General features: G+C 50.0%; 23 protein-coding genes. 13 read left to right on the top strand and 10 right to left on the bottom strand.

The features are described 5' to 3' along the window. The first annotated feature begins 51 nt into the window (after positions 1–51). From B4E62_RS16870 to B4E62_RS16880, 3 genes are all read left to right on the top strand, one after another. Positions 52–312, top strand: coding sequence for a hypothetical protein (locus B4E62_RS16870; RefSeq protein ID WP_331352872.1), 261 nt, complete (start codon positions 52–54; stop codon positions 310–312). A 257-nt stretch (positions 313–569) separates the two neighbouring features. Then, complete coding sequence (locus B4E62_RS16875; protein ID WP_331352873.1) at positions 570–1061, top strand: signal peptidase II; 492 nt, start codon at positions 570–572, stop codon at positions 1059–1061. 70 nt (positions 1062–1131) lie between these two features. Beyond that, positions 1132–1623, top strand: a complete 492-nt coding sequence (locus tag B4E62_RS16880) for a GNAT family N-acetyltransferase (protein WP_331352874.1) — start codon at positions 1132–1134, stop codon at positions 1621–1623. Positions 1624–1782: 159 nt separating this feature from the next. On the opposite strand, the gene B4E62_RS16885 is transcribed toward B4E62_RS16880, so the two are convergent. From B4E62_RS16885 to B4E62_RS16895, 3 genes are all read right to left on the bottom strand, one after another. Beyond that, positions 1783–3207 carry a response regulator gene (locus tag B4E62_RS16885; RefSeq protein ID WP_331352875.1) on the bottom strand — a complete coding sequence of 475 codons (1425 nt, stop codon included), beginning with the start codon at positions 3205–3207 and terminating at the stop codon, positions 1783–1785. 117 nt (positions 3208–3324) lie between these two features. Beyond that, positions 3325–5043, bottom strand: a complete 1719-nt coding sequence (locus B4E62_RS16890) for a bifunctional protein-serine/threonine kinase/phosphatase (protein ID WP_331352876.1) — start codon at positions 5041–5043, stop codon at positions 3325–3327. 96 nt (positions 5044–5139) lie between these two features. Then, positions 5140–6618, bottom strand: coding sequence for an MFS transporter (locus tag B4E62_RS16895; protein WP_310067811.1), 1479 nt, complete (start codon positions 6616–6618; stop codon positions 5140–5142). 566 nt (positions 6619–7184) lie between these two features. On the opposite strand from B4E62_RS16895, the gene B4E62_RS16900 reads away from it, so the two are divergent. From B4E62_RS16900 to B4E62_RS16935, 8 genes are all read left to right on the top strand, one after another. After that, positions 7185–8651, top strand: a complete 1467-nt coding sequence (locus B4E62_RS16900; protein WP_331352877.1) for an MFS transporter — start codon at positions 7185–7187, stop codon at positions 8649–8651. Then, complete coding sequence (locus B4E62_RS16905; RefSeq protein WP_331352878.1) at positions 8651–10378, top strand: bifunctional protein-serine/threonine kinase/phosphatase; 1728 nt, start codon at positions 8651–8653, stop codon at positions 10376–10378. The genes B4E62_RS16900 and B4E62_RS16905 overlap by 1 nt, the downstream gene beginning before the upstream one ends. 98 nt (positions 10379–10476) lie before the next feature. Further along, positions 10477–10980, top strand: coding sequence for a hypothetical protein (locus tag B4E62_RS16910; protein ID WP_331352879.1), 504 nt, complete (start codon positions 10477–10479; stop codon positions 10978–10980). 3 nt (positions 10981–10983) lie between these two features. Then, positions 10984–11328: a hypothetical protein gene (locus B4E62_RS16915; RefSeq protein WP_331352880.1), complete on the top strand. Its 345-nt coding sequence runs from the start codon at positions 10984–10986 to the stop codon at positions 11326–11328. A gap of 157 nt (positions 11329–11485) precedes the next feature. Next, positions 11486–13723, top strand: coding sequence for a TonB-dependent receptor (locus B4E62_RS16920; protein WP_331352881.1), 2238 nt, complete (start codon positions 11486–11488; stop codon positions 13721–13723). A gap of 97 nt (positions 13724–13820) precedes the next feature. Further along, on the top strand, positions 13821–14990 hold the full coding sequence (locus B4E62_RS16925; RefSeq protein ID WP_310067794.1) for an alkaline phosphatase family protein: 1170 nt from the start codon (positions 13821–13823) through the stop codon (positions 14988–14990). Next, positions 14987–16090, top strand: coding sequence for an alkaline phosphatase D family protein (locus B4E62_RS16930; protein WP_331352882.1), 1104 nt, complete (start codon positions 14987–14989; stop codon positions 16088–16090). The genes B4E62_RS16925 and B4E62_RS16930 overlap by 4 nt, the downstream gene beginning before the upstream one ends. 103 nt (positions 16091–16193) lie before the next feature. Beyond that, complete coding sequence (locus B4E62_RS16935) at positions 16194–17090, top strand: SMP-30/gluconolactonase/LRE family protein (protein WP_331352883.1); 897 nt, start codon at positions 16194–16196, stop codon at positions 17088–17090. A gap of 103 nt (positions 17091–17193) precedes the next feature. On the opposite strand, the gene B4E62_RS16940 is transcribed toward B4E62_RS16935, so the two are convergent. The 4 genes from B4E62_RS16940 to B4E62_RS16955 all read right to left on the bottom strand — a co-directional run bounded on the left by B4E62_RS16940 (position 17194) and on the right by B4E62_RS16955 (position 19708). Beyond that, complete coding sequence (locus B4E62_RS16940; RefSeq protein ID WP_331352884.1) at positions 17194–17634, bottom strand: PA2169 family four-helix-bundle protein; 441 nt, start codon at positions 17632–17634, stop codon at positions 17194–17196. Between the two features lie 258 nt (positions 17635–17892). Continuing rightward, complete coding sequence (locus tag B4E62_RS16945) at positions 17893–18432, bottom strand: CC0125/CC1285 family lipoprotein (protein WP_331352885.1); 540 nt, start codon at positions 18430–18432, stop codon at positions 17893–17895. Next, on the bottom strand, positions 18425–19195 hold the full coding sequence (locus B4E62_RS16950; RefSeq protein WP_331352886.1) for a hypothetical protein: 771 nt from the start codon (positions 19193–19195) through the stop codon (positions 18425–18427). Before B4E62_RS16950 ends, B4E62_RS16945 begins: the two co-directional genes overlap by 8 nt. Before the next feature lie 9 nt (positions 19196–19204). Further along, positions 19205–19708 (bottom strand): RNA polymerase sigma factor, encoded by a 504-nt coding sequence (locus B4E62_RS16955; protein WP_331352887.1) that lies wholly within the window; start codon positions 19706–19708, stop codon positions 19205–19207. A gap of 205 nt (positions 19709–19913) precedes the next feature. Between B4E62_RS16955 and B4E62_RS16960 the strand changes: the two genes are divergently transcribed. Continuing rightward, a complete protein-coding gene (locus B4E62_RS16960) occupies positions 19914–21281 on the top strand; it encodes a S8 family serine peptidase (RefSeq protein ID WP_331352888.1) in 1368 nt (455 codons plus the stop codon). Between the two features lie 6 nt (positions 21282–21287). Here the strand turns inward: B4E62_RS16960 and B4E62_RS16965 are convergent, their stop codons facing one another. The 3 genes from B4E62_RS16965 to B4E62_RS16975 form a co-directional block, all read right to left on the bottom strand. After that, a complete protein-coding gene (locus B4E62_RS16965; protein WP_331352889.1) occupies positions 21288–22208 on the bottom strand; it encodes a hypothetical protein in 921 nt (306 codons plus the stop codon). An 86-nt stretch (positions 22209–22294) separates the two neighbouring features. Further along, positions 22295–23095 carry a hypothetical protein gene (locus B4E62_RS16970; RefSeq protein WP_331352890.1) on the bottom strand — a complete coding sequence of 267 codons (801 nt, stop codon included), beginning with the start codon at positions 23093–23095 and terminating at the stop codon, positions 22295–22297. A 172-nt stretch (positions 23096–23267) separates the two neighbouring features. After that, entirely contained in the window at positions 23268–24698 is a 1431-nt protein-coding gene (locus tag B4E62_RS16975) for a glycoside hydrolase family 19 protein (protein ID WP_331352891.1), read from the bottom strand. A 536-nt stretch (positions 24699–25234) separates the two neighbouring features. Here B4E62_RS16975 and B4E62_RS16980 point away from each other — a divergent pair. Then, positions 25235–26518 (top strand): amino acid deaminase, encoded by a 1284-nt coding sequence (locus tag B4E62_RS16980; protein ID WP_331352892.1) that lies wholly within the window; start codon positions 25235–25237, stop codon positions 26516–26518. Positions 26519–26523 lie beyond the last annotated feature (5 nt).

Raw genomic sequence — 26523 nt, forward strand, 5'->3', positions numbered from 1 at the left:
TGTTCATGGATATATGGCTTGTGCTGTTGAATAAACTATTAGGAGTAAGGTGTGGGGGATGCTCTAATTGTCTACATTTTGGTTAGCGGTGCGTTGGGCTTGCCTCGCTCTTTACTATCAGTCGCTATATTTGGCCTTGGTTATTTAGGTACTGGAGGTGCGAGTGGTTCGGGCATATTTAGCAACACGAGCAACCATAATATTTTGTGGGGAATTTTTTTTATTATAGCTATCATTAATACCTATGGAATGGTTGTTAACTTTAAGAAAATTAAATTGGCATTAATAGCCAAAAAAAATGACATGAAATAAATATGGCTCTAATGCAGCATAAAATACGCTTAGCTTTTAAGTTTAGCATTGAGTTAATTCGTATTAGTCTTGTATGGAAATGAACCCCCTAAAGGCGATCGTAGTAAAAAATCAATACCTGCAGCGAAAATTTAGTTGGTTTACCAATCGCAATTATCGTGCGCCAAGGCATTCAAAATTGTTATCGTTTTTAGCCGTATTCGAAATCTACATGCAAATGCATACGTTAGCTATTGGTCATAGTCATGGGGTTCTAAATGAAAATTAAGTTGTTATTGATTCTATTGGTTTTCTTCCCTCTCGTTGGATGTGATCGTTATACGAAGAATCAAGCTGTAAGCCTGCTTAAAGGCCAGGAGCCGCTATCGTTTCTAAATGGCTTTTTTAGCCTTACTTATCACGAAAACACCGGGGGTATGCTGAGTCTTGGGGCGGATCTATCTGACGAGTTGAGGGTTATTCTATTCACGTTTCTGGTCGGTTTAATGTTGGTGGGCGGCTTGATCTACATGCTGATAAAACCAATGGATAAATATAGTTTTACGGTAGGCTTGCTTATACTTGCTGGTGGTTTTGGAAATTTATATGACCGAGCTGTCAATGATGGCCGTGTAGTGGATTTCATGTTGTTGCAAATGGGGCCTCTTAAAACGGGTGTATTCAATGTCGCTGATATTGCAATTATGGCCGGTTTATTTGGGTTTTTATTTGTTTCCAGTAAGTGGGGGCAACGACTAAGAAGTTCATGAGTTTGACTAACTTGACTGCGGGCTTATGTGTAAGGCTACCGCAATTATTTATTTGGCAGTGAGAGCGTAGATGTTAGAACTGAGAAAATTTGAACAGAAAGATGAGGCGCTTTTGGTCTCATATCTAAATGACGAAACTCAAACACATTTCCTCTCCGTAAGACTGCCTCAGCCATATACCAATGAGGCCGCACAATGGTGGGTAAATACGGGCAGTAAAATTGGCGTTGTCTACGCCATAATTCACAATGGAATATTTGTCGGTTCAATCAGCACTATTCCGGGCGAATTTGAAAAGCAAAAAACTGCCGAAATAGGCTATTGGGTGGCCAAGCCCTATTGGGGCAAAGGTATTGCTTCAGAGGCTTTGCAAAAATTCACTGATTTTCTCTTTGAGAATACCGATTTTATTCGGTTAAACGCTTCAGTTTTTGAAGGGAATTTAGCCTCTGCTAACGTTTTGCAGAAGTGTGGTTATAAATTAGAAGCGGTGTTGGAAAAAGCCATTTATAAAAATGGTATGGTTTTTAATGAGATGCTTTACAGTAAAATCTGTCCATAATTCTAGTAAAAAACTGCGAAAGAATTTAACCGCCGTTCATTTACAGTTACCATCAAAATGCGGATGGGCGACATCACCTCCGACAGTCCTGATTAACCGGCAATAAAAAAGCGAACCTAAAAATCAGGCTCGCTTAATGATATCTTTATCTATCGTCTGTTACTGTTCTTCATCTGCTACTAACACCAATTCCAACCGATTATTATTTTGCGCCAGTGCATTCCAATCGCCTGCATTTATAATCGGTATGCGCTCTGGATAAGGATCATTGCCGGGTGCGGCGGTAATGGCAATTTGGATGGTTGAATTTACATCGCGGGTTAAGTTGCCCAGAATCATCGACACTTCGCGTGTGTAGTCATCCATCAGGCGTGCGATGGTGTAAATCTCGCTGGAGAGCATGCAATCGCCGAGGGTTTTATTCGGCGGTGCCAATTGTGCCATGCCCATGTTGTCTACCATTACGCAAAAATCCCCGACATAAATATTCACCGTGGCTGTGCCTTTAAAACCGTTGCTGGCGAGGCGATGTAATAATTCGTGCAAGCGCAAGAGTGGTTTGGGGTCGATGGTGTTTTGATGGAATGCCAGTGTGCCGCTTTGGTTGAATGTCCACGCAAGATCGGCGAGCAAATTGTTGTCGGGGGCGAGCAGGGGTTTTGGTTGCGCGATCCCGGCGTTGACCAGCGCCGGGCTAACCAGCTCTGGCTCTTTGTTGGCTTGTGCAGTGACTTCTTGTAGTTGTTTGCTAAGTGCTTCTTGCTGGGTTTTATTGTCATGGAGTTGATTGTTGATCAACAGCAAAAAGTAGGCGATGACGGCGAGTGAAATAACCGATAAAAAAATCGCGAACATCGACCAACCGGAATTTCCCGTTTTTATTTCAGCAACAGGCGCCTGTGCAGTGGGTGCAGGGATGGCGGGTTGCTGCTGTTGCAATATATCGCCCAGTTCTTGCCGCAAATTCTGCCTCAGCCCTTGCAGTTCACGCACAACGCGCGAGGTGATAAACCGGCGGTTGTCTTCCAAGCTGTGTTCCATATGGCTTAAACGCAAATCTAGGTTGCGCGCTTGTTCCAGAGATGACGTGCGGCGATCCAGTGGCGGCGTATTGGTCTCACTCACACTGTCAGCGCTGGCGGTAACTTGGTTGGCGGCGGCGATTAATTCCGCGCTTTCAACGATATCGCTCTCATCGATTTTCGCATTGGGATAAATATGGATGGCTTCCATCACCTTGGATAAATCGGTGGCATTGATACGGTCTTTGCTCACCACATCCAGCGCACCCAATGCGCGCGCTTGCCCGGTGTACACATCGCCACTTTTGGAGGTGTACATAATCACTGGGATCATCGCGGTATCGGGATTGGATTTAATAATTTGCAGCGCGCGGAAGCCGTCGATGCCCGGCATCAGGTGATCCATAAAAATCACTGCAGGTGCATGGCGGGCGAGGTAGCGCAGTGCGGCTTCACCGGAATCGACGATATCGATATCGAGCGGGTAACGGCGCAGCATCTTTTTGAGCCGGTATTGGGCGGTAGTGGAGTCATCCACAATCAGGGCGCGTTTGATGGTCATGACAGTAAAGTCCCTGTGCGAGCAATGATCGTTATTGAGTGTGTGTTATTTGCACAGAGACTAACAGAAAATTAATGCGCCAGGGGCTATGCAAATCACAACCCGGAGTTCGCAAGGTTAATGGCGCCAAAAAAATGCGATGGCTGCCGCAATCCATCCGGTCGCAGCGAGGACTTTCCAGACTTTGTCGGGGTAGCGCTCCAGCAGCGGTTGTGCACGTGGCGTGAGCCATTCCGGGTTGGGGCGTTTTAAATCCTGTAGCCATTCCGAGAGCGCTTCATAGCGGCTGTTGGGGTAAATGCTCAGGGCTTTTTCCAGCGCTTTGTCGAGCCAGTAGGGCACCAGTGGATTGTATTTCATGGCGGAGATGTATTGCAGCCGTTGGAAACTTTTTAAATCCATGGCTTTGCTGTAGTTACTGCCAAACGGCAGTTTGCCGGTAAGCATTTCATAGAGCAGCACCGCGAGCGAGAACTGGTCGGAGGCGGCGCTGACTTTGCCGTTGTAACGGTATTCCGGGGCGGAATAATCGAGTGTTCCGAGCACCCGGTCGCGTACAAAGGGTGCACCAATTTCCTGCACGCCTGCGACCCAGCAGGAACCGAAATCGACAATCATCGGGCCTTTGGCGCTGATCACAATATTGTCCGGTTTTAAATCCTGGTGCAGGGTTTCCTTGCGATGGAACGCGCGTATGCCACGGATCAATCCTTCGGTTAATTCCACTGCATCTAGAATCGACAAAATGCCGCGCTCTTTTAATAATTGGGTGAGCGTGGGGCCGGGAATATATTCGGTGAGGTAATACAAACAGGAGCGCGATTCAGCGGCGGGAATCACGCGCACAACACCGGCGCTTTGGATGCGCGCGCCTATCCAGGATTCCATTACAAAGCGTTCGATGTAGGCTTTATCGTCTTGATAAAGTTCCGACGGGGTTTTCATCACCAGCAAATTATTTTTTTCGTCTTCGACTAAATACACCTGGCTGCGGGTTGATTCGTGCAGTATTTTTTTGATGCGCAAACCATCCAGGCTTTGGCCGGGTGATAACACGGGAGGAAAAGGCAGGCGCGATAAGACTTGCACCGCATCGTCCTGCGCAGCAGTGCCGAGGCTTTCAATACGTAACGCTTGAATGCTGAGGTTGTCTTCACTGTGATATTGCAGCGCGACTGGTAAAGCTTGGTTGACAATTTCTTCGAGGTTGTCGCGGTGCTGAAGAATAAAGGCTTTAAATTCCTGCGCTGGGATGTGCTCGTGAATCCCATCGCTGGATAAAATAAAAATATCGCCGCGCTGCAATTCCAGGCTGTGCATATCCACTTCCAGATAGGGATCTGCGCCCATAGCGCGGCTTAAATGGGTGGTGTGTTTATCAATGCGCTGGGTGTGGTCGCGGGTGAGCAATTCGAGATTATTATCGCGCAGGCGATAGACGCGGGTGTCACCCACATGAAAAATAAATCCGGTGTCGCCTTTTAAAATCAGCGCAGAAAAAGTGGTGAGATAACCTTCACCGTAAATAGAATTTTGGCTGCGCCCCCACAAGCTGGAATTCAAACTCTGGATCACACGCATGGCCGATTGCTGCGTGCGCCAGGTGTCGGGTGTTGCGAAATAATCGCTGAGGAAACCGGCAATTGCCGTTTGGCTCGCTTCACGAGCGGCTTTACTGCTGCTGACACCATCGGCAATCGCAATCGCTATTCCTTTCGTGGTGAGCAAATTGCCTTCGGGAATGCGTGCGCCAACCGTATCCTGATTTTCCGGTTTGCGCCCCGCTTCACTTTTTTGCGCGAAGCTAATGTGCAGTGTTGATTGCAGGTGTTCCATAGGATTTTCTGTTGTTATAAAAAGAAATTGCCGACAGCATAACTGTCGGCAATTGATTTGTCGTCATACCTGCGCGCGCAGGTATCCAGCTCCGTTTTAACTCACTTCAATCTTATGCAATGAACCGTCTTCATTCACTTCAACTACATGGCCTTTAGGTTCTTTTAGGAACTGCACAAATACCAGGCCGATTGCGGCAGCGGCAGCGAGCATCCAGAAGAACATTTGAATATCGATAAAGGTATTCATGGTCAGGAAGAACAGCGCGCCCACATTGCCATAGGCACCGGCAAGGCCGGCGATTTGGCCAGTCATACGGCGTTTAATTAACGGCACTACCGCAAACACTGCACCGCAACCGGCTTGCACAAACAGCGAACAAATAAATACCGCGCTGAAGGCAAGGTATAGCGGCCAGCTGGCGTTAATTTGCGATAACAGCATATAACCGCAGGCAACACCGGCGAGAATAATACTCATGCTAAAACGGCGACCAAATTTATCACTCACCCAGCCACCGCCAGGGCGCGCCACCAAATTCATAAACGCAAATGAACCGCCTAGCATCGCGGCTTGGGTCACGCTTAATCCGGTGAAGGTCGTCATAAAGAAGGCGGGCAATACGGACACCACCGCAATTTCAGAACCAAAGGTGGCGAGATAGGCCCAGCTTAAAATTGCCACTTGTTTAAATTCGTATTTATCGTGCTCGGCCACACTGCCTTTTTGCAGCATGTCTTTATTCACGCGATAAATTTGTGAAAATTGAAACGCGAACAGAACCAGCAACACAACGTAGAGAGCATAGGTCGTGGTTGCACTTAATAACCCCAGATTGGATGGCGACATTTTCCAGGCGAGTACTGCGAGGATCAAATACATGGGCACATTCATCATCACGTAGAAGATAAAATCTTTTCTGTTGCTCACTTCCAAACCGCCGGATTTTTTCGGTTTGAAATAGGTAGAACCCTTTGGTGTGTTGCGCACGGTGAGATAGAAAGCCACACCATAAACCATCGCGATAATTGCGGCGGTGCCCATCGCATAGCGCCAGCCGTCATCGCCGCCGAATACATGGATCGCTAAGAAGGGCAGGGTAAAACCTGCTGCCGCTGCACCAAAGTTACCCCAGCCACCGTAAATACCTTCTGCCAAACCGACTTGACGCGCAGGGAACCATTCACTGACCAAACGAATGCCGATCACAAAACCGGCGCCCACAAAACCGAGCAAGAAGCGGAAGAGTGCAAGCTGCTCAAACGTTTGTGCACAGGCAAATGCAATCAGTATGGCGCCGGAAAAAATTAACAAGCTGGAGTAAATGGCGCGCGGGCCAAATTTATCTACCAGGCTGCCGACCACAATGCGGGCAGGAATGGTCAGTGCTACGTTGAGGGTTAAGAGTGCGGCCCACTGCTGGGGCGTCATCACAATCGAGGCGGTGATCAGCGGTTTGAGCGAGGGCAAACTAAACCACATGACAAAGGTGAGAAAAAATGCGAACCAGGTGAAGTGCAGGGTAGCAACGGATTTATTGGAAAAGTCCAACAGGTTTAAACGATGAGTGCTCATGGCGGTTATCCGGTAAAAATTATTTGAATCAATATGGTGAATATCAAATAGGGTTTTGCAATGGCTATGCCAAACCATAAATGGTGCGCTTAAAAAGCGAAATTGGGTGGTGTGGATGCATTTGGGTGCATATTTAGGTATTTGATGTGCTCCAAATAAACGCCAAAAATTCTCTTATTGAATCTGATTGGTGCATTTGGTAATAAAAATAGGTGTGTGCGCTTTTTTGGGTGTTGCTGGTGGGCGGTAAGAAAGTGAATAGAGAAAAAGTGCAAGCTGATGGCGCAGCCACCAATCCATAGCACCCCGTTTTACCCTATAAATACAGGGGTTTAGCGGCTGGCAGTCGATTTAATGGTCTAAAAGTGTGCATAAAAATTTCTGTGTTTTGCGCCAAAATGGGATAAATAGCGAGTGCACAGTGCTCGCTAATTGTGCTTTTTAGTGTGTTTTAGTGGGCTGTTTTAGTCTGGTGCAGATTTTTCCTGCCGATTTAGCGCGATGATTTATAAAATGGCGTAATTATTGCTGAAAGCGCCTCATAGATTATCCTTGAGGTGTTGGTGATGAGTAAAAATAGTGCACAACTGGATTTGTTGTCGTTTACCGGTAAGACAAAGATCCTGCACATGACCTGGATGGCCTTTTTTATTACTTTCCTTGTGTGGTTCAACCATGCGCCTTTGTTGCTCGCGATCCAGGCCAGTTTTGGTTTGAGTGAGCAGCAGATTAAAACCCTGTTGATCCTTAATGTGGCCCTGACGATTCCCGCGCGGATTGTAGTCGGCATGCTGGTGGATTCATTTGGGCCGCGCAATGTCTATTCCGTCTTATTAGTTATCACCGGCTTCCTCTGTTTGTTTTTTTCGCTCGCCACCAGTTTTGAGATGCTCGCGCTTGCGCGCTTCCTGCTCGGCTTTGTCGGCGCCGGTTTTGTGATTGGTATCCGCATGATCAGTGAATGGTTTCCCGCGCGCCAAATGGGATTGGCTGAAGGTGTGTATAAAGGACTGGGCAATATCGGCTCAGCAGCTGCGGCAATAAGTTTGCCTACGCTGGCTTTAGTAGTGGGTGGCGATGATGGTTGGCGCTACGCGACCGGGCTGACCGGTGCAATCGCATTTGTGTATGCCTTTATTTACTATTTTTCAGTAACTGATACACCTGCTGGTTCAACGTATTTCAAACCGAATAAATCCGGCGGTCTGGAAGTGACCAGCAAAAAAGACGTTGTGTTGTATCTATTGGTCAATATTCCCATGTATGGCGCACTGGCGCTGCTGGCCTGGAAAGTCAGTTCGCTCGGGCTCATTTCTATTACCACGCTCTACATTATTGATGCGGTGCTGGTGGCTATTTTTGTATTGCAGTGCCGCAAAATTTATAGCCTCAATGTGCAAATATTTTCCAAGCCGGTCGATAAGCTCCAGCAATATAAATTTAAACAAGTGGCGATCTTGAGTATCGCCTACGCGGTCACCTTTGGTTCCGAATTGGCAGTGGTTTCCATGTTGCCGATGTTTTTCCAAAATACCTTTGCAGTCCCTGTTGCCTTGGCCGGTGTGTTCGGTGCCTGTTTTGCGGCGGTGGACATCGGCTCGTGCCCATCCGGCGGTTGGATCAGCGATAAATTTGGCCGCAAAAAATCCCTGGTGATTTTATTGATCGGCGCGGCAATAGGATTTTTTGTGTTATCAACCATTACCAGCGATTGGCCTATTGCGCTCGCCGTAGCGGCGATGATGTGTAGCTCGTTCTTTTTAGGTTCTGCTGCCGGTTGTGTGTTTGCCGTAGTGCCCTTAATCCGCCGCAGTCTCACCGGACAAATCGCCGGTATTGTCGGTGCTTACGGCAATATAGGTGCAGTGGTGTTGCTCACCGTATTTTCGTTTGTCAGCACGCCGGTATTTTTCCTCACCATCGCCGGTTGTATCGCGCTAGCGGCTATGGCAGCCATGTGGTTGGAAGAACCTAAAAGCAGTATGTTTGAAGTGCTGCCCGATGGCAGTGTGCAAATGGTAGAAATGCACTGATGAACGCATGGCATCTCAACAGTAACCTTGCTTTCACCGTCGGCCAATTTTCATCGGCGGGAATTAAAGCGCAAAACGAAGATGCATTAGGCATCCGTATTCCGGAAGGTATGTTGCTGGATACCAAAGGCGCTGCCGCCATTATTTCCGATGGTGTGAGTGCGGCCGAGGCAGGTAAAGAAGCGAGTGAAACCTGCGTGCGCAATTTCCTCGCTGACTATTTTTCCACGCCCGATACCTGGACGGTAAAAAAATCCACTACGCAAGTATTGATTGCGCTCAACCGCTGGTTGTATTCGCGCGGGCAGCATTTGCGCGAGGCGCAAAAAGGTTTTGTCAGTACGCTGAGTTGTATTATTTTTAAATCCCACAGCGCGCATATTTTTCATGTGGGCGATTCACGTATTTATCGCCTGCGTGCGGGAAAACTGGAGCAGCTCACGCGCGACCATCGCACGATTATCAGTGCCGAGCAATCCTATCTGGTACGGGCGATGGGGTTGGATGTATCGCTCGATGTGGATTACAAAACTATCGATCTTGAAGAAAACGATATTTTTTTGCTCAGCACTGATGGCTTGCATGATTTTATAAGCGATGAACAACTCTGCGCGCATTTGCAATCCGGTGGTGACAATTACGAATTGCTCAGCCAGCAATTGGTGGAGCTCGCGCTGGCGAGTAAGAGTGATGACAATATCAGTTGCCAGATTTTGCGCGTTGATGCACTGCCTGCGCAAAGTGTGGATGATGCTTGCCAAAAACTCAGCGCCTTACCTTTTCCTCCACATTTGAATGCCGGAATGGTAATTGACTGCTACCGCATCGAAAAAGAATTGCATGCAAGTAGCCGCAGTCAGGTGTATTTAGTGACTGACACTAACAGCGGCCAAACCCTGTGCATGAAAACACCCTCAATTAATTTTGCCGATGATCCGGCTTATATTGAGCGTTTTATTCTAGAGAGCTGGGTGGGCAGCCGTATCCATAGCGCCCATGTGGTGAAAGTCATTGCGCCCAATAAAGCGAAAAGTTGCCTGTATTATTTGATGGAATATATCGATGGCCAGACCTTGTCGCAATGGATCAAGCAACATCCTGTTCCACCGGTGCAGGATGTTATTTATATGGTGGAACAAATTTGCAAAGGCTTGCGTGCGTTCCATCGCCGCGAAACCCTGCATCAGGATTTGCGCCCCGCCAATATCATGGTGGATCGCCACGGCGAAATAAAAATTATCGATTTTGGCTCCTGCCTGGTTAAAGGTATTGCTGAAATCAGTTCGCCTATTGCGCGCGAACGCATTTTAGGTACGGCAGAATACTCCGCGCCGGAAACCATTTTGCATGGCAAGAGCCATGAAAAATCCGATTTGTTTTCGCTTGCGATTATCGTATTCGAAATGCTCACTGGCGCTGCGCCCTTTGACGGCAAACTCGGTAACTGCCGCACTGAGCGCGCCTATCTCAACACCCGTTACACCTCCAGTTATGAATTAAATCCCCTGGTACCTTTCTGGATTGACGGCGCTATCCGCAAAGGGCTGCGCTATGACCCGGAGCGTCGCCACGGCGACATTTCGGAGTTTTTGCATGAACTCCAGCATCCCAATCCAAAATATAAACAGCAGTACCGTGCACTTTTGTTAGAAAAAAATCCGGTGCGCTTCTGGCAATATTTGTCGGGTAGTTTGTTTGTGGCGTTTTGTGTGGCGCTGTATTTTTAATCCGGTTGCGAATACTTCCCCCCGCAATTCTATTTGCGCTCGCGGTTATTCTTAGTTATAAGGTTGCTTCCCCCTGAGCCTTTCCAAGGAGATGCGCTATGAAGCGCCTGGCCACTATTATTTTACCGCTCACGCTAATGCTGCTGTTGTCAGCCTGCGTTGCCCGCCTTGCTCCCAACTACGATAAAGCCATCGCCGATGGTCTGGTAACCGCCAGCCAACAAATCATGACTCACTTTGCTTCTACTTCATCGGGTACCGCTGCCAGCAGTTTTGCGCAGCGCGATGCCACCTACAGCAGTATTATCGGCACCCTCGATGCGCTCGCCTTGCAAGCCAAATCGCGCCCGACACCAAAAAGCAGTGTCGGCGATAAAGTAAATGAATATCTCGCCAAGCGCGGCATCACAATCACGGATACCGGTGAAGTACCGAGCGCAGCGGCGTTGGAACAAATTTCCATTACGCTCACTAAAATGCGCGATGTGGATAAAAAACAGGGCGTCACCGCATTTGAGGTGGCGGCCTTTAAAGGGCAAGTGGTGATTTATCTGGACCAGGCTCTGACCTATGAAAATTTTTTAGAACGCGAGGGACTTTAAATCATGGCTACACCGATTGATATTTCGAGTTTGATGGAGCAAATGAAATCAGCGGCTTCGGATGTGGCCAAAAAAGACATCTCTGTCTTGAAAGGTTTTTCTGATCGCCAGATAAAAGCCATAGCTCAACAGGCCGCGTTGGTCGCAGCGGGTATTGCGAGTGGGCAAATAACCACGGAGACGCAGGAGTTTTTTTTAGACAGTTTAAAAACCATGGCGCAAAGTTTTGCTAACACCTTGCAAGGCTTGGCCAAGGTGACGATTGAAAAAGTTTGGAATGCGATGGTGGGTGTGCTCTGGGGAGCCATAGGTACGGCTACCGGCATAGATATACCTGCAATTGCATGATGACCAGCAATTAAAAAATCCCGCGATATTTATTGCTGTCATTAATAAAAACGTCATTTTTTTCACACAAAAGTTTAAGAAAACCGCAGTCTGCCAGTCATATTTGGCATCTAGAGTTGCCTTCCAATAAATCACACACACTGATTGGGGAAGGCTTATGAACAAGACTCTACTGGCTCTGTTAATCGCCGCGGCATCGGGCGCGGTCAACTCGCAAACCACTGCGATAAATACATCGGTGGCTGGCGCCGCCGCTCAAGTTGAAGAAACCATGGTGTTCGGGCGCGGTGAAACCCGCCAGGTGCATGTGTTGGGTGCGGCTGAATTAGCCGAATATCCCGCAGGAACCAGCCCGCTCAAAGCCGTTGAAAAGTTGCCTGGTGTGAACTTCCAATCCGCCGACCCTTTCGGTGCTTACGAATGGTCCACCCGCATAGTCGTGCGCGGTTTTGGCCAAAACCAATTGGGCTTTACGCTCGACGATGTGCCGCTGGGCGATATGTCTTACGGCAATCACAACGGCCTGCACATTAGCCGCGCGATCATCTCTGAAAACATCGGCGCTGTAGCGCTGTCGCAAGGGGCGGGTTCTTTGGCCGCCGCATCAACCAGTAATCTGGGCGGCACCCTGGAATTTACCTCGCTCGATCCAGCCAGCGAATTTGCTGCCCATGTTGATGGTAGTGTGGGTAGCGATTCTGCCCAACGCGCCTTTGTGCGTATCGATTCGGGTGAATTTGGCGGTGCAGGCACTCGTCTTTTCCTGAGCTACGTTGACCAGACCACCGACAAATGGAAAGGCGATGGCGAGCAGCAACAAGAAGCTCTCAATTTCAAAATCGTGCAGCCAATCGGTGAAGCGAAGCTGACCGGCTTCTACAGCTATTCAGATCGCGTCGAGAACGATTATCAGGATATGTCGCTGGAGATGATCGACCGTCTCGGGCGCGACTGGGACAACTACGGTTCTGACTATGCCCGCGCTATCGCCGCTGCTCAGGGTAAGTTCACCGGCAAGGTGAACAGTTTGGATGACGCCTACTGGGATGCCGCCGGTCTGCGTGAAGACAACCTGGGTTACATCGCCCTGGACCTGCCACTCGGCAGCGCTACCGACTGGAAAACTACCATTTACCAACACACCAACGAAGGCCAGGGTCTGTGGGGTACTCCTTACGTTCCGACACCTAACGGCGCGCCTTTGTCGATCCGCACCACCGAGTACGATATCGACCGCACCGGCGTAGTATCGGGGCTTACCTTTGATTTGGGTGACCATAGTCTTAATGCAGGCCTATGGATCGAAACCAATGATTTTAATCAGGCGCGCCGTTTCTACGGTGAAACCAGTCTGGTCACCCCGACCCGTTCATTCACCGAGTTCCAGCGCAATCCGCTGCTGACCCAATGGGAATACGAATTCACGACTGACACTCTGCAACTGCACATTCAGGACTCCTGGCAAGCGACCGATGCCTTGCGTATCGAGCTGGGTGTGAAATCCATGGAGGTGGAAGTGGATGCGGGCACAGTGGTGGGCGATAACAAAACCGGCAGTATCGAGACCAGCGAAAACTTCCTGCCGCAACTGGGCTTTGTGTATGACCTGACTGACAAGCAGGAGATCTACAGCACCCTGGGGAAGAACGCCCGCGCGCTGATCGGCTCTGCCACCGGCACCTCGCCTTTCTCGGCTACCCAAGCAGGCTTTGAGGAAATCCGCGACAGCATTCAACCCGAAACCGCTACCTCGCTCGAATTGGGCTGGCGTTTCCGTGGCGACAGTTTTGAAGGCGTGATGACCGCCTATTACGTGGAATTTGATGATCGCCTGCTCGCCATCCAACAGGGTTCGGCGATTATCGGCAGCTTCAATGCGTTGGCCAACGTGGGGGCGGTTGAGGCGATTGGTCTTGAAGCCGGCCTTAACTGGCAGATCAACGACAACTGGTACTGGTACAACTCAGCCAGCCTGAATGACTCCACCTACTCCGACGACTATTTCACCGAAGGCAATACCCGCGTGGCACTCTCCGGTAAAACCGTTGTGGATTCACCGGAGCTGATGTTCAACTCCGAGCTGGGTCTGGAAATGGGCGGCGCTTTCGCCAAGTTGCATTTCAAACACACCGGCGAACGCTATTACACCTACACCAATGACGGCTCGGTAGATGCTTACAATCTGCTGAACCTGAGCCTTGGCTATCGCTTTGAAGACTTGGGCGCACTCAAACAACTGACCGCGCAGTTGGATATCACCAACCTCACGGATGAAGATTACATCTCTACCGTTGGCAGCGGTGGCTTCTCCAATACCGATCCAAATGGCACTGCCCAGACCTTGTTGCCGGGCGCACCGCAGCAAGCATTTTTCTCGTTAAAAGCGATGTTCTGATCGATCAATTTCTCGTGACCTTTAATCCGTCTTTTGGGATTGGGCGCTTCTTGCGAAGCGCCTTTTTTTCGTCGATACCTCTGTGGAGAAACGCAACATGACGATACTGACTCCTGTTCGTTGCATCGGGATTTGTATATTGAGCCTGCTGGCATCGGTAGCGCTCGCTGAACGCCCCGCACAACACCTGATTTTGGTGACGGTCGATGGCCTGCGTTGGCAGGAAGTCTTTCGCGGTATGGATGAGCGCTTGCTCAACGATAGCCGCTACACCGAACACCCCGACTCCCTGCGCACCGCATTCAGCGCCGCCGATCCGCAACAGGCGCGCGCGAAACTGCTGCCGTTTATCTGGAGTGAAATGGCGACCAAGGGTGTGTTGCTGGGCAACCGCGACCAATCCAGCCGTATGCAAGTAACCAACGACTGGCATTTTTCCTATCCGGGTTACAGCGAGATCCTCACCGGACGCGCCGATCCCGCCATTGATACCAATGATCCTGTGCCCAACCCGAATGTGACCTTTCCCGAGTGGATCAACCAGCAGCCGCAATGGCGCGGTAAGGTGCAGGCGTTTGGCTCATGGGATGTATTTCCCGCCATTCTCAATAGCAAACGCGCCGGGTTTCCGGTCAATGCCGGGTTTTCCCCGGCGCTGGGCAAGGTAAGCGCGCGCGAAGCGTTTATCAACGAGCTGCAGCGCCAAACCCCCAGCCCCTGGCAAAGTGTGCGTTTGGATGTGTTTACCCACCAGTATGCGCTGGCGGCATTGGCCGAAGACAAGCCGCGCCTGATCTACATCGCCTACGGCGAGACCGATGACTTCGCCCACGACGGCGAATTTGACCAGTACATTCAGGCCGCGCACCGCTTTGATGGCTTTGTGCGCGAGCTATGGAATCGTGTGCAGAGTGATCGCCGCTACCGCGATAAAACTTTGCTGTTGATCACCACCGACCACGGGCGCGGGGAGTTGCCGCTGGAAGGCTGGAAGCATCACGGCAGTAAAAAGGCGGTCGCGCGTAACGCCTCAGCACCGGAGATGGCGCCTTTCCAGGAGGGGATTCCAGGCGCCGATCAGGTGTGGTTTGCGGCCATGGGGCCGGGCGTTAAAGCAGCGGGCGAACTGCAGGGCGAGTGGTACTCCAACCAAATCGCAGCAACCGCATTGCAGCTGCTGGGGTTTGATCCGGCAGCCTATAGCGCTGCCGCCGGTAAGCCGATGGTTGAGATCCTTAATTTATCCAAGACAAAGGTATCGCCATGAAATCCCGCTTAATTTCCCCGATCTTGCTTTGGCTCGCGGCGGTGTTTTTGCCTGCTCTCGCCATCGCCGATAGCGGCAAGCCCCTTCCCAATAAACCGGATCTGGACAAGGGCATTACGCGCATCGCCTTTGGTTCCTGTGTGCATCAGGATCACGAGCAGCCCATTTGGAAGGCGATCAATATCGAGCGCCCGGATTTGTTTGTGTTTTTGGGCGATAACATCTACGGCGACACCCAGGATATGGCCGAGCTAGCTCGCAAATACCAGACGCTGGGCGCAAACCCCGGTTTCCAAACCCTGCGCCAGCAAAGCCATGTGATAGCCACATGGGATGATCACGACTATGGCGCCGATGATGTCGGTGCCGAATTCCCGCAGAAAGAAGCCTCGCGCCAGATCATGCTCGATTTTTGGGGCGAACCTGCGGATTCCGCCCGTCGCACCCGCACCGATGGCATCTATACCGCCCATACCTATGGCGAACCGGGGCAACGGGTGCAGCTGATTTTGCTCGACTTGCGCTGGAATCGCAGCCCACTCAGGGGGGTATCCAAGGCCGAATACCTGCTCAAAAAGGCACCCAAAAAGATGGGTCCCTACGAGCCGCTAACCGACACTTCCGCGCAACTGTTAGGCGAGGCGCAATGGCAGTGGTTGGAGGCGCAACTGCGGCAACCAGCGGATTTGCGCATCATCGCCAGCAGTGTGCAATTACTGCCGGAGTTCACCGGCTGGGAAAGCTGGGCGAATTTTCCCCATGAGCGTACCCGTCTGTTTGGCTTGATCGACAAGCTCAAAGTGGATGGCCTATTCATTATTTCGGGTGATACCCACTGGTCGGAATTCAGCAGGGTCGATGGCGCTGTCGGCTATCCGCTATGGGAGGCAACATCGTCAGGTTTGACTGAAGAATGGAAAGCCATCAGCCCCAACCAGCATCGCTTGGGGGTGGCCGAGCACCGCAATAATTACGGGTTGATTGAAATCGACTGGACTGCTGACCAGCCCAGTATGACGGTATCGATCAAAGGGCAGACCGGTCAGGTCTATATGCAAAATACCCTGCGCTTGCGTGATCTGCGTCACCCGCAACCCTAATCTTCAGCGACTATCAAACGTTTATTCCGCGACCTGTTTGTGTTATCAATGCCGGACCACTACGGCGGCTCAGCAGATTTTTAAAAAACACAAAGAGGTCGCTATGAATAATATGAGATTGAATCCCCGCTACTTGATCGCTGCTGCATTATTGGCGGCAGCGCCATGCACCATTGCGCAGACGACAGATTACGTTGCCGACAATGTATTCACCCAAGGCATTGAAGGGCCAGCAGTGGATGCGCAGGGGAATTTGTACGCGGTAAGTTTTGGTAAAGACGGCACCATCGGCATTATCGATAAAAAAGATAATGCGCAATTGTTTGTGACCTTGCCTGAAGGCAGCACTGGCAACGGCATTCGTTTTGATCGCTATGGATTTATGTATGTGGCGGATTATTCAGGCCACAATGTGTTGAAAATTGACCCTAAAACCAAAGCGATTTCTGTGCATGCCCACAGCAAAAAAATGAATCAGCCCAACGATATTGCCATCGCAAAATCCGGTGTAATTTACGCGAGTGATCCCAACTGGAAAGAGAGCACCGGCAATCTCTGGAAGGTCGCGACTGATGGCACAGTCACCTTGCTGGAAGCGAATATGGGCACGACTAATGGTGTAGAAGTCAGCACCGACGAAAAACATTTGTACGTCAACGAAAGCGTACAGCGCAATGTGTGGAAATACGATATCGATAAAACCACCGGCGCTGTAAAAAATAAACGCTTGTTAATTCAGTTTCCGGACCACGGGTTGGATGGTATGCGTTGCGATGTCGATGGCAATTTATATATCGCGCGCTACGCCGCTGGTGAAGTCACGGTGGTATCGCCGCACGGCACAGTGATCGAACGCATTAAATTAAAAGGCCAAAAGCCAACCAATGTCGCCTTTGGCGGTGTTGATGGCAAAACCGTCTACGTCACTCTGCAAGAGCGCGGCGCGATTGAAACTTTCCGCAGCGAGCGTGCCGGGCGCGAGTGGCTGTTGCACCAATAGTTGCAGCAATAAAAATTGCGCTGATAAAAAAAGGCCGTTTATCACTTGATAAACGGCCTTTTTTTATAGCTAAATTTTGTTAATTAAACATTTGTGATTGCAATTAAGCTGCAGAGCGTTTAAGGCTGCGCATACGGTCATGGCATTGACGTAGCGATTTGTGGGTGTAATTTAAAGCTGTTTTTATATCAATTGAAACCGCTTCATATTGCGCCTTTTGAATATACTCCAGCGTCCGGTCTTCAAGCTCTTCCAGTTGTGCAATATACACTTGTGATTTATTGCTTTTAATGGCGGCGAGTATATCGGTGTAAGTTTTGTGTAGGCTGCCGCTGATTGTTGTCCCCGGTTCGGTCTCACCTTCGCGCAGGAAAATGAGCGGTTGTAAGCGTGCCAAGGCTTGCTGGCGCGCATCAATCATCTCCTGCAGCGCAGATTCATAACCGCTACCTTTCAGTTCAATTTTTGCATCGGTGTAAAACGTTACCCCATCATGCAATACTTTGACGAGATCTTTAACAGTTGAGATTTCGTTGCTAGACATAAATTACTCCTGAATATAATCATAATTAGGTGGTTTATGTTGCACATCAACAATGATAATGCTCGGGAGATGTGTTGCATCATCTATGCCAGCGTCGAATAACAGTGGGAAATTACGCGGATTGCGGGTAAGCACGCCATTTGGTGAGAGTTTTTTATGTATTTTTTACAAAAAAATTATTAAATATCATTATTTTTTCAGAAATGCATTTTCTTTTATGTTAAAAATTTATGCGTTAAACATAATGTTTAATGTGCATTATTGTGCAGTCTTATCGCTGTGTGCGGTTTCCCACATTTCGCGTGCATCATAACTTTCTTTTTCTGGCCGAACTCCGCGCCCCATACGAATTTCCAGTACGACAAGTGTTTCAGTATCCGGTATATCGATTGATTGTGCGGGCAATTGTGTACGGGTGCGGCAACCTAACAAACCACAATTGCGTGTGATAACCGGGCGCGCAGTTGAATCGAATGGATCGGGTTCATTTAAGGTGCGAAGGGTACGCTTTTCGATAATAAACCAGTCATAACCCTGCGCGATTGTCAGTTCGCTAGCGCGCATTAATGCATATTTCTGCGCGCTAGCACGTGCATGTCCGTTCATCTTAAATTGCACGCGGTAGTGGTTCTCCGCCAGCGCAATTTCTTTGTATCCTGAACTATCACCTTTGGCAGCTTTGTATGCGGATTGCGATGTACAACCGCTAATGATCATCATGAGGAGCACAAACATTATTTTCATTGCATGGATTGCCTGTTGGTAGCTGATAGTGTGGATTGTGAAAGTGTTAATCATTTTTCCAGCCACGCTCGATAATGGCTGATTCTGCCTGCGCATCAAATGCATCGCCGTGCATGATAGTATCTAACGCCTGATCTAACACAGATGCGTCATTTGTCGCTGTCTGGTAATCGCCTTCAGGTGATATTCCTTGCGTGTATATGGTAACGCTCGGTTCCCAATTGTCGCCTATACGACAGGCAATCGTTTCACTGCTGCTATGTAAATCACTGACGCGAAATTGGCGGCAATAAGCGCCCTGTTGATTGATAAACGTTAAGCGAGGTTTGATCCGTTTGTCATTCGCTAATTTGTGTTCGGTTCCGCTCGCTGCTGTATCGAGGGCAGCTGCAATTGCATTCCAATCCCCCCGCGATGAATCCTGGGTGCCGGGTAATAATTGTGCGAGTCCAAAGCCCAATACCAATGCTGTGCAGGCCGCAACTGCTGCATGCTGTTGCAAGCCGCGCTGGACTTTTTTCCACAGTGGAAACGGAATAATTGTTGCGGAGGATATGGGCGTCACTACGTCGGGCGTCGCTACGTCGGGCGCCACATCGGTGGGCGCACTAGCCAATAGATTCGCGATAGCATCTGGCAGCGGGCGCGCATCTATGGCGGAATAATGTTGAGCGATCTGTGCGTCTACCATGGCTAATTCCGCCAGGCGATTGGCCAGTGTTTCATCTTCGCTGATTTGCTCGCGAATAAATTCCATTTCATTTTCCGGCAGCTCTGCATCGAGGAACGCTGATAATTTTTCGTCGGATACTGTCATGTCATTTCCTCATGCGCCAGGTTTTACGGAGGATGTCATCGATGTGGGGTTTAAAAAATTGGCGAGTGCGATGCGCGCCCGTGCCAGTCGGCTCATCACCGTTCCGGCAGGAATCCCCAAGGTTTCAGCCACTTCTTTGTACGACATACCCTGGAGTGCAACCAACGCCATAATGGAGCGCTGGTCGTCAGGTAATTTATCCATCGCTGCATCCACTTCGCCCAGGGTGATTTGATCGTAGATAGCCTGTTCGCCGTCAACCGAAGGTTCTTCGGTCTCCTCCAATGAATAGGCATTGCGCTGGCGGATTTTGCGCGCGCGGTACTCATCGATCCAGATATTGCGGCATACGCGGAATGCCCATTTAGCCAGTTCCACATCTGCCGGGATGTCCCGGCTTAGGAGGCGCTCCAGCGTGTTTTGCAGCAGATCGTCGGCGTCGTGTGCAGAGCCAGTGAGCGAGTAGGCAAAGCGCCGCAGCATAGGCGCTAAATGGATTAACTCTTCTTTCATGGTAAGGGCTTGGTCCCAGGTGTTTCAGCGCGCAGCGCGCTGGATCAAATTATCGATTTCAGCGGAAATCGCGGTTTCTATCAGGTAAACGTTTGAGTTTGAATTTTATTCCCACCTAACCGGAATTTTTATACGGCTGAAACGTTTTCACTGAAGTCCAGTCGGTTTTTATGATAAATCTACCGTATTGCATCAGGGGGAACCCATGAAACCTGTTTATCTTAGCTGTGCCCTTTTTGTCTGCCTCTGTCCGTCCGTTTATGCACAGTTGTTGGATACCCAATTACTCAATAGTGATGTGCTGGATCAGACCGTCCGCGACATTGATGATATTGCCGGGCAGGTTAGTGAGCAGCTGGAACCTGTGGTTAATCCTGTGACCGACGCTGTGGTCGATCCACTGGCCGATCCTTTGGCGAAGCCGGTTACCGAGTTGCTTGATGCGGTGCCGCTGGATGCGTTAACCGATGTGTTGCCCATCTTAACCCGAACGGGTGAGATCGCGTTTGTAGATGTCGCGGTGGAAAACGGTTGGCGCGCAGTCGAGCGTGAATGGTTAATTATGCTGGATAAAACAGAGTTGTCTGTATTGCAACCTTTATCCGCGGAAATTATTGAGCAAACCGATTTTGCCGGATTGGATTTGGTGCTGGTGCGTTTTCGGGTACCTGCGGAGTGGGATTCGCTTGCCGCATTAAGTCAGCGGTTGCCGATGCATTTAAAAGATCAGCTGGATCGCAACCATATCTATGGTGCGCAAGCCGGTAATGTCTCTTCGCCAGCAGATGTTGTTCCCTCGATTGCCCCTGTCTGTAATGCGCCGGTAAAAATCGGCATGATCGATACTGCGATTAATACGGAGCATCCGGCATTTGCAAATAATCAAATCGTTGTGCGCGATTTTTTAGGCGAAAAATTTGATGCACCGCGCGCGCACGGCACTGCCGTTGCCGGGTTGTTGGTAGGGCGAGGTGATACTGTGCAGCCTTTATTGCCCGGCGCGCAGCTGTATGCGGCTTCGGTTTTTTATCCGCGCAATCAGTATGCGCAAGGAGCCACCATGATGGATTTGGTGCGCGCATTAAATTGGTTGGCGAGTGAAAAAGTCAGTGCAATTAATATGAGCCTTGCTGGCCCTGACAACAAAATTTTACGCAGTGTGATTGGGCGTGTGGTGCAACAGGAAATTGCCGTGATTGCAGCGGCAGGAAACGAAGGTCCGGCGGCACCGCCGATGTATCCAGCAGCCTATGAGGATGTTATTGCGGTCACAGCAGTAGATCGCGAGCAGCGAATTTATCGCTGGGCGAATCGCGGGGATTATATTGATTTTGCAGCTTTGGGGGTTTCGGTCAATACCGCGCGCAGCAATGGCGGTTTCGGGCGCGAGTCAGGCACATCAATTGCGGCACCGATTGTGTCAGCGTTTGTAGTGTGTGAATTGGCGCAGCAGCATAAAAATTCGTCCAGCATGATCGAGGCTTTGGCTGCAAAAATCATTGACCTTGGTGAGCCTGGCCGAGATCCGGTTTTTGGTTTCGGCCTGCTGGATGTCATTCGCACTGCGGAATGAAAACCACTAAAACGTCACACCGAAGGTAACTGATGCGAGTGTTTCCGAATAGTTAGCGGCGGCCAAATTAGATTCATAGTTTCCCCGTTCAATTTTGCTGGTGGCTATAATCTTTGGTGTTAAATTAATTTCCCATTCAATACTGGTGACGCGGTGATTGTCGCTGCGGAAGAGGTCGGTTTGGTTGTCGTCCGTTGAACGCATAGCAGCGGAATAATCCCGGTCGTGATAACGCACACCTAATTGTAATTTGCTTGGCTTTCCCCAGGCTTGGAATTTATGGTTGATGCTGGCGCGCAAGCTGAGTGCATCGTAATTAAATTGATTCTGTACCGCTTCCTCTTCTTCTCTGGTAAATCCCGCTGCTAAAAAAGTATTGCCCTGTTGAAAGAAAATAAATACATCGCCAGCAACACCGGTATTCTGTGCATTGCGTCCGGCATTGCCCGGGAAATCTTTATCCTGATAATTCGCCGCTGCGCGTAAAAAAATGCGATTGTTGAATAAACGCGATGCGTACAGGCTGGTTTGCTGCAACTGTAGAAAATCCCGGTCAGCGAGTTCTGCATCAGCATTATGATAGCTGGCGCCAAGGGTGACTACATCGAAATTGTAGCTGGCATCTGCAAATAGCTGCTGAAGATCCAAATCAAAATTGTCATTGTCCTGATAAGTCTTGGTTAAATAATAATATCCCGCTTTTACATCCAATTTTTCATTGGCTTTCCAGCGCCCATTTAAGCGTGCATTCAACAGCGCTGCCCAATCACTTTGGGTTGAATACTGGTCAAGTTCGACCACACCTAAATTGGAATCATATTCGGTTCCTGCTTCCAATCGAATACTGCCTTCAGGTGTTGCCGCATAGAGTGAATTTGCCACACTAATTGCACTAACAGCCAAGGGAAAATAAACGGACTTTTTCACGATAAGTTACTCCACCGAAAATGATATTGAATGAGAAGGGGAAAATAAAAACCGGAGAGAAAAAAGGCGCCGAAGCGCCTTTCACGTTAGTTGCCCAACCCCAAACTATTATTGAGCGCAGCGGTTACTGTGCTTTCTACAGTGGATTCAACCGTATCTTCAATCGTTGCCTGGATGGTGTTGTTAATGGTGCTATCGATGGAGCCAGTGATTGCGCTATTAAGTGCCCCGTCAATAGTGCTATTCACTGTGCCTTGCACATTTTGCTGCACGCTTTGTTGCAGGTTGGTAGCGACCAATGAATCCACTTGATTGCCAACAGCACCATTGACAGTGGAATTGACGTTGGTCAAATTGCCTTGCAATTGTGTGCTGATATTGTTGGTCACATCGGCTGATGCACCCAGTGTACTTTTAATTCGGCCGTCCACTGCAGTGGTTACTTCGTTGGCGTTGTTGGTTAATTCAGTTGTTTTGCCGGTAACAACATCCAGCGTTTTTTGTGTTTCCACTTTTGTGTTGCCGGTGAGTGATACAGCGTTGGTCAAACTGTTGCTTGCTGTGGTGCTGGTATCTGCTGCTGAGTCATCTGTAGCGACGGGTGATTCGGTTGGTGAATCTTCAGCAGCGGGCGTCTCGCTATTGTCGGTTGCTTCGGCGTTAATACTGCCTTGGTTATTTATTGACTGTTGCTGTTGGAGCGAACCGGTGAGAGAAATTGAGCCGCTTTGAGTGTCGGCCTGCGTGCTGAATGAGCTTTGCGAATCGGCCTTGGCATCGACACTATAATCGACTCCCGAAGAGACCTCGTTCGCCAAGCAGATTGATGACGCTAATGTGCAAGCAGAGATAAATAAAATTTTGCTGTTTAACATTGGGTTTTTCATGGGAAGTGCCTCTTGGTTAGTTGACTTACAACTTGTTAACGCTTGAGGTGATGGTTTTATTCCCACGATTTAAAAATATTTTCAAAAAAATAAAAAAGCCGCATCAAATTGCTTGATGCGGCTTTGGTGTTGGCGGTTCTCTAGAAGCTTGTTATCTATTCATTCCCGGTTATTAACAGCCCAAATTACCAGGGCCAGCACTGGTGCCCAAAATATTCAGGAAGCGGTTGTACTCGTTTATACGGCTTTGCACTTGCGCGGGGTTGCCGCCATTGCATTCCAGTGAGCCATTAATCGTGCGGATGGTTTCGCCGAAACCGAAGCCGCCGACCATAGAATCATGGGCAGGGCGGTAGCCAGCGCCTGATTGCGTCATCCAGAACCAGAGGGCGGTTTGCCAGGCAACGGTTGCATTTTGTGATACCAGATCAGGGTTAGCACGCAGATCTAGCCCCAAGGCTGCACCCGCTGCGCAGTAGTTGCCGTTCCAACTCAACTGGATCGGGCCGCGACCGAAGTAGCGTTTGCCCGGTGCACAAGGACAAGTGCTTGGGTTGTTATCCCAATCGCCGCAGTATTCGCCCTGGGCGATTTCAGTGACGTAAACCAATCCGCCGGTTTCGTGGGAGAAGTTCGCCAGTGCTGCTGCCGCTTCGCGCTTTTTCGCCGCCAGGTCGCCGGTACCTGCAAATGCGGGGTAGGTTTTTGATGCGGCAACCAGACCTGCGTAGGTATAGAAACTATTGCGGCCGGGGAACATTTGGTTGAACTGGGATTCACTGACCACTGCTGCAAAACCGGTACCGGTGTTGGTTGCCGGGCGCACAATGATCGATGAAGTGCGATCGTTGAAATTGCTCAAGCAGGTGTTATCGCCTGATACCACTACCGATGCACCGCTGTAATCCCAGTTGTCGAACAATACCGCTTCATAGCCAGCAGCAACTTTGACCGAGGAGATTGCATCGTTGCGCGCACCCATTGAGGTCATCACGTTGCCGTCAAATGAGCCGGTATTAAAGCCCCTGAACCAGCCACCGTAGTTGCAGTGTTCGTAGACGGTCAGTAAGCCAGTGGTGTTGCCGCCACCGCCATTGGATACCACTTCAATCCAGTTGAAATTCCACCCGGTGGTCTTGGCAAATACGCCAAGGTTGTAGGTGCCGGCATTGATATTTACTGTGCGTGTCACAGTCGTCCAGTTCTGCCAGCCGCCGGTGGCGGGGATGGCGAAGTCGCCCAATTGGATGCTGCCGCCGTTGAGATCGACCGATGCAGTGGCGCCCGATGGACTGGCAACGCGCATGCGTATGGTGTAACTGCCGGAGGTGGGGATGGAGAGTCCACCGTAAACCAGCCACTCATTTGGCTCAATCCAGCCCACATTGAAACCGCCACCGGAATCGGTAGTGGCTTCTATATCCACCGCGTCATTGCGAAATGCTCCGCCAGTATTGCCAGCGGTAGTGTCAAAGAAATTGGTGTAACTCTCGGCCTGGTAAACCACTGCCTGGCTGGGGTTGGCCAGCGCGGCGAGCAGCAAGCAGCCGGGTAGTGCCAAGTGGCTTGCTTTGGCAAATCTGGTAAACAAGTTGATCATCATTATTGTCCTCATCGAATAGATGTTATTAACCAGGTATTCCGTTCGCTGGGGGTAGATGGGCGATGAATCCTGGGTTTAAGGATGCGGATACGTTGGCCGGATGTTAGCGGCTGTTATTGTGTGCAGGAGATGCGTATCCAGCTGGACAAAAATCCGCCTAGTGGGGGGCGCGGAAAGCTGTTCTTGCCAGCAGCGCGATCATTAAACAAGCGATGAGCGATTGAAAGTCCCAGTTTGGCTTTACCATTAACTGCCACTTGTGGCTGCAGGTGTGACTTTTTTTGATGTGCCCTGTCGAGGTCGTGTGGAAAAAAATCGAACTTTGACGATTTTCTACAAAATGCTGGCCGCAGGTCCGGCTTTTGGATTGGTTGTGTCTGGAGTAACGCTTTATCGCCGCTGCCAAGGTGCGAAAAACTGTCACAATTAGGTGGAATAATCTGCCATTTATGTAAATTATTTTCTTTTCAGTGCCATTCTTTAATGTTAGCCTAGCAAAAATGATCGTTTTTTCTGCTTTTGCTGGGAAAAAAAGCATGTACAAAGAAAATAATTTACAAAAAGTGCTGACGGATCGTCCGCTTAGTCCAGTAGGTAAGGGGCTTGGTGACTTAAGTTTACAGCCGTCTATTGGTTCTACCAGCGAATTGGGGTGGAACCTATTGCGCGAGCAGGTAAGTCTTCCGGTAGCTGCGCTTAGCCAATCCCGCATCCAGCACAACCTTGATTGGATGAAATCCTTTATCAGCACTTATGGGCTGAAACTCGCACCTCATGGCAAAACCACCATGAGTCCGGCGCTGTTTCATCAGCAGCTTGCTCATGGCGCTTGGGGCATCACCCTGGCGACTGCGCCACAAGTCCAAGCTGCCTACCATTTTGGTGTGCGCCGCGTGATCATGGCCAATCAGTTGGTGGGGCGCGCCAACATGGCGATCATCTCCCGCTTGCTGCAAAACCCGGAGTTCGACTTTTTTGTGATAGTCGATTCTCCTGTTAACGTTGAACAATTAGGGCAGTTTTTCGCCCGAGCCGGACAGCGGTTGAATCTGCTGCTGGAGTTGGGGGTGGAAGGCGGCCGCACCGGTGTGCGGGACGAACAAACCCGTAACGCAGTTCTCGATGCGATCGCCCGCTACCCGGAATCCCTCGTCTTGGCCGGTGTTGAGGTTTACGAAGGTGTCCTTAAGGATGAGCCTTCTATCCGTGAATTCCTTCGTCGCGCCGTGCGCGAATTGATGACTCTGGAAGCTCACAGCCTGTTGACGGCTGAGCGGATTATCCTCACCGGCGCTGGTTCAGCCTGGTTCGATTTGGTGGCCGAAGAGTGGACGGGGCTCGATATGGGGCGCCCGCTCGACATCATCCTGCGCCCCGGTTGCTACCTCACCCACGATGTGGGCATTTATAAAGCCGCTGAAGCGCGTATCCACGCCAGTAACCCCGTTGCCCGCTCCATGCATATCAGTCTGCTGCCAGCGCTGCAATTGTGGGCTTACGTGCTCTCTATCCCCGAGCCCGGCCTTGCCATTCTCGGTTTGGGTAAGCGCGATGCCGCGTTTGATGCTGGCTTGCCTATCCCCGCAAAACACTACCGCCCCGGCAGCGAAGCTCCTGCCGTCGCACCTGCCGATTGGCAGCTCACGGCGATGATGGATCAACACGCATTTATGAAGGTTGCTGCGGATGCAGATCTGCAAGTGGGCGATATGCTCGCGTTGGATATTTCCCACCCCTGCCTGACGTTTGATAAGTGGCGGCAGTTGTTGGTGGTCGATGATAACTACACGGTGATTGATGCCGTGGAAACGTTTTTCTAAGGGGC

This window comes from Cellvibrio sp. UBA7671 (genome assembly GCA_002483145.1).
GTDB lineage: Bacteria > Pseudomonadota > Gammaproteobacteria > Pseudomonadales > Cellvibrionaceae > Cellvibrio > Cellvibrio fibrivorans.

Excerpts from the sequence above, each read along its gene's own strand:
- B4E62_RS16925 (WP_310067794.1), top strand. The coding sequence starts at position 13,821 with ATGACGATACTGACTCCTGTTCGTTGCATCGGGATTTGTATATTGAGC.
- B4E62_RS16935 (WP_331352883.1), top strand. The coding sequence starts at position 16,194 with ATGAATAATATGAGATTGAATCCCCGCTACTTGATCGCTGCTGCATTA.
- B4E62_RS16950 (WP_331352886.1), bottom strand. The coding sequence starts at position 19,195 with ATGACAGTATCCGACGAAAAATTATCAGCGTTCCTCGATGCAGAGCTG.
- B4E62_RS16900 (WP_331352877.1), top strand. The coding sequence starts at position 7,185 with ATGAGTAAAAATAGTGCACAACTGGATTTGTTGTCGTTTACCGGTAAG.
- B4E62_RS16885 (WP_331352875.1), bottom strand. The coding sequence starts at position 3,207 with ATGACCATCAAACGCGCCCTGATTGTGGATGACTCCACTACCGCCCAA.
- B4E62_RS16920 (WP_331352881.1), top strand. The coding sequence starts at position 11,486 with ATGAACAAGACTCTACTGGCTCTGTTAATCGCCGCGGCATCGGGCGCG.
- B4E62_RS16960 (WP_331352888.1), top strand. The coding sequence starts at position 19,914 with ATGAAACCTGTTTATCTTAGCTGTGCCCTTTTTGTCTGCCTCTGTCCG.
- B4E62_RS16915 (WP_331352880.1), top strand. The coding sequence starts at position 10,984 with ATGGCTACACCGATTGATATTTCGAGTTTGATGGAGCAAATGAAATCA.
- B4E62_RS16980 (WP_331352892.1), top strand. The coding sequence starts at position 25,235 with ATGTACAAAGAAAATAATTTACAAAAAGTGCTGACGGATCGTCCGCTT.
- B4E62_RS16875 (WP_331352873.1), top strand. The coding sequence starts at position 570 with ATGAAAATTAAGTTGTTATTGATTCTATTGGTTTTCTTCCCTCTCGTT.
- B4E62_RS16975 (WP_331352891.1), bottom strand. The coding sequence starts at position 24,698 with ATGATGATCAACTTGTTTACCAGATTTGCCAAAGCAAGCCACTTGGCA.
- B4E62_RS16970 (WP_331352890.1), bottom strand. The coding sequence starts at position 23,095 with ATGAAAAACCCAATGTTAAACAGCAAAATTTTATTTATCTCTGCTTGC.
- B4E62_RS16945 (WP_331352885.1), bottom strand. The coding sequence starts at position 18,432 with ATGATTAACACTTTCACAATCCACACTATCAGCTACCAACAGGCAATC.
- B4E62_RS16930 (WP_331352882.1), top strand. The coding sequence starts at position 14,987 with ATGAAATCCCGCTTAATTTCCCCGATCTTGCTTTGGCTCGCGGCGGTG.
- B4E62_RS16955 (WP_331352887.1), bottom strand. The coding sequence starts at position 19,708 with ATGAAAGAAGAGTTAATCCATTTAGCGCCTATGCTGCGGCGCTTTGCC.
- B4E62_RS16890 (WP_331352876.1), bottom strand. The coding sequence starts at position 5,043 with ATGGAACACCTGCAATCAACACTGCACATTAGCTTCGCGCAAAAAAGT.
- B4E62_RS16905 (WP_331352878.1), top strand. The coding sequence starts at position 8,651 with ATGAACGCATGGCATCTCAACAGTAACCTTGCTTTCACCGTCGGCCAA.
- B4E62_RS16940 (WP_331352884.1), bottom strand. The coding sequence starts at position 17,634 with ATGTCTAGCAACGAAATCTCAACTGTTAAAGATCTCGTCAAAGTATTG.
- B4E62_RS16910 (WP_331352879.1), top strand. The coding sequence starts at position 10,477 with ATGAAGCGCCTGGCCACTATTATTTTACCGCTCACGCTAATGCTGCTG.
- B4E62_RS16895 (WP_310067811.1), bottom strand. The coding sequence starts at position 6,618 with ATGAGCACTCATCGTTTAAACCTGTTGGACTTTTCCAATAAATCCGTT.
- B4E62_RS16880 (WP_331352874.1), top strand. The coding sequence starts at position 1,132 with ATGTTAGAACTGAGAAAATTTGAACAGAAAGATGAGGCGCTTTTGGTC.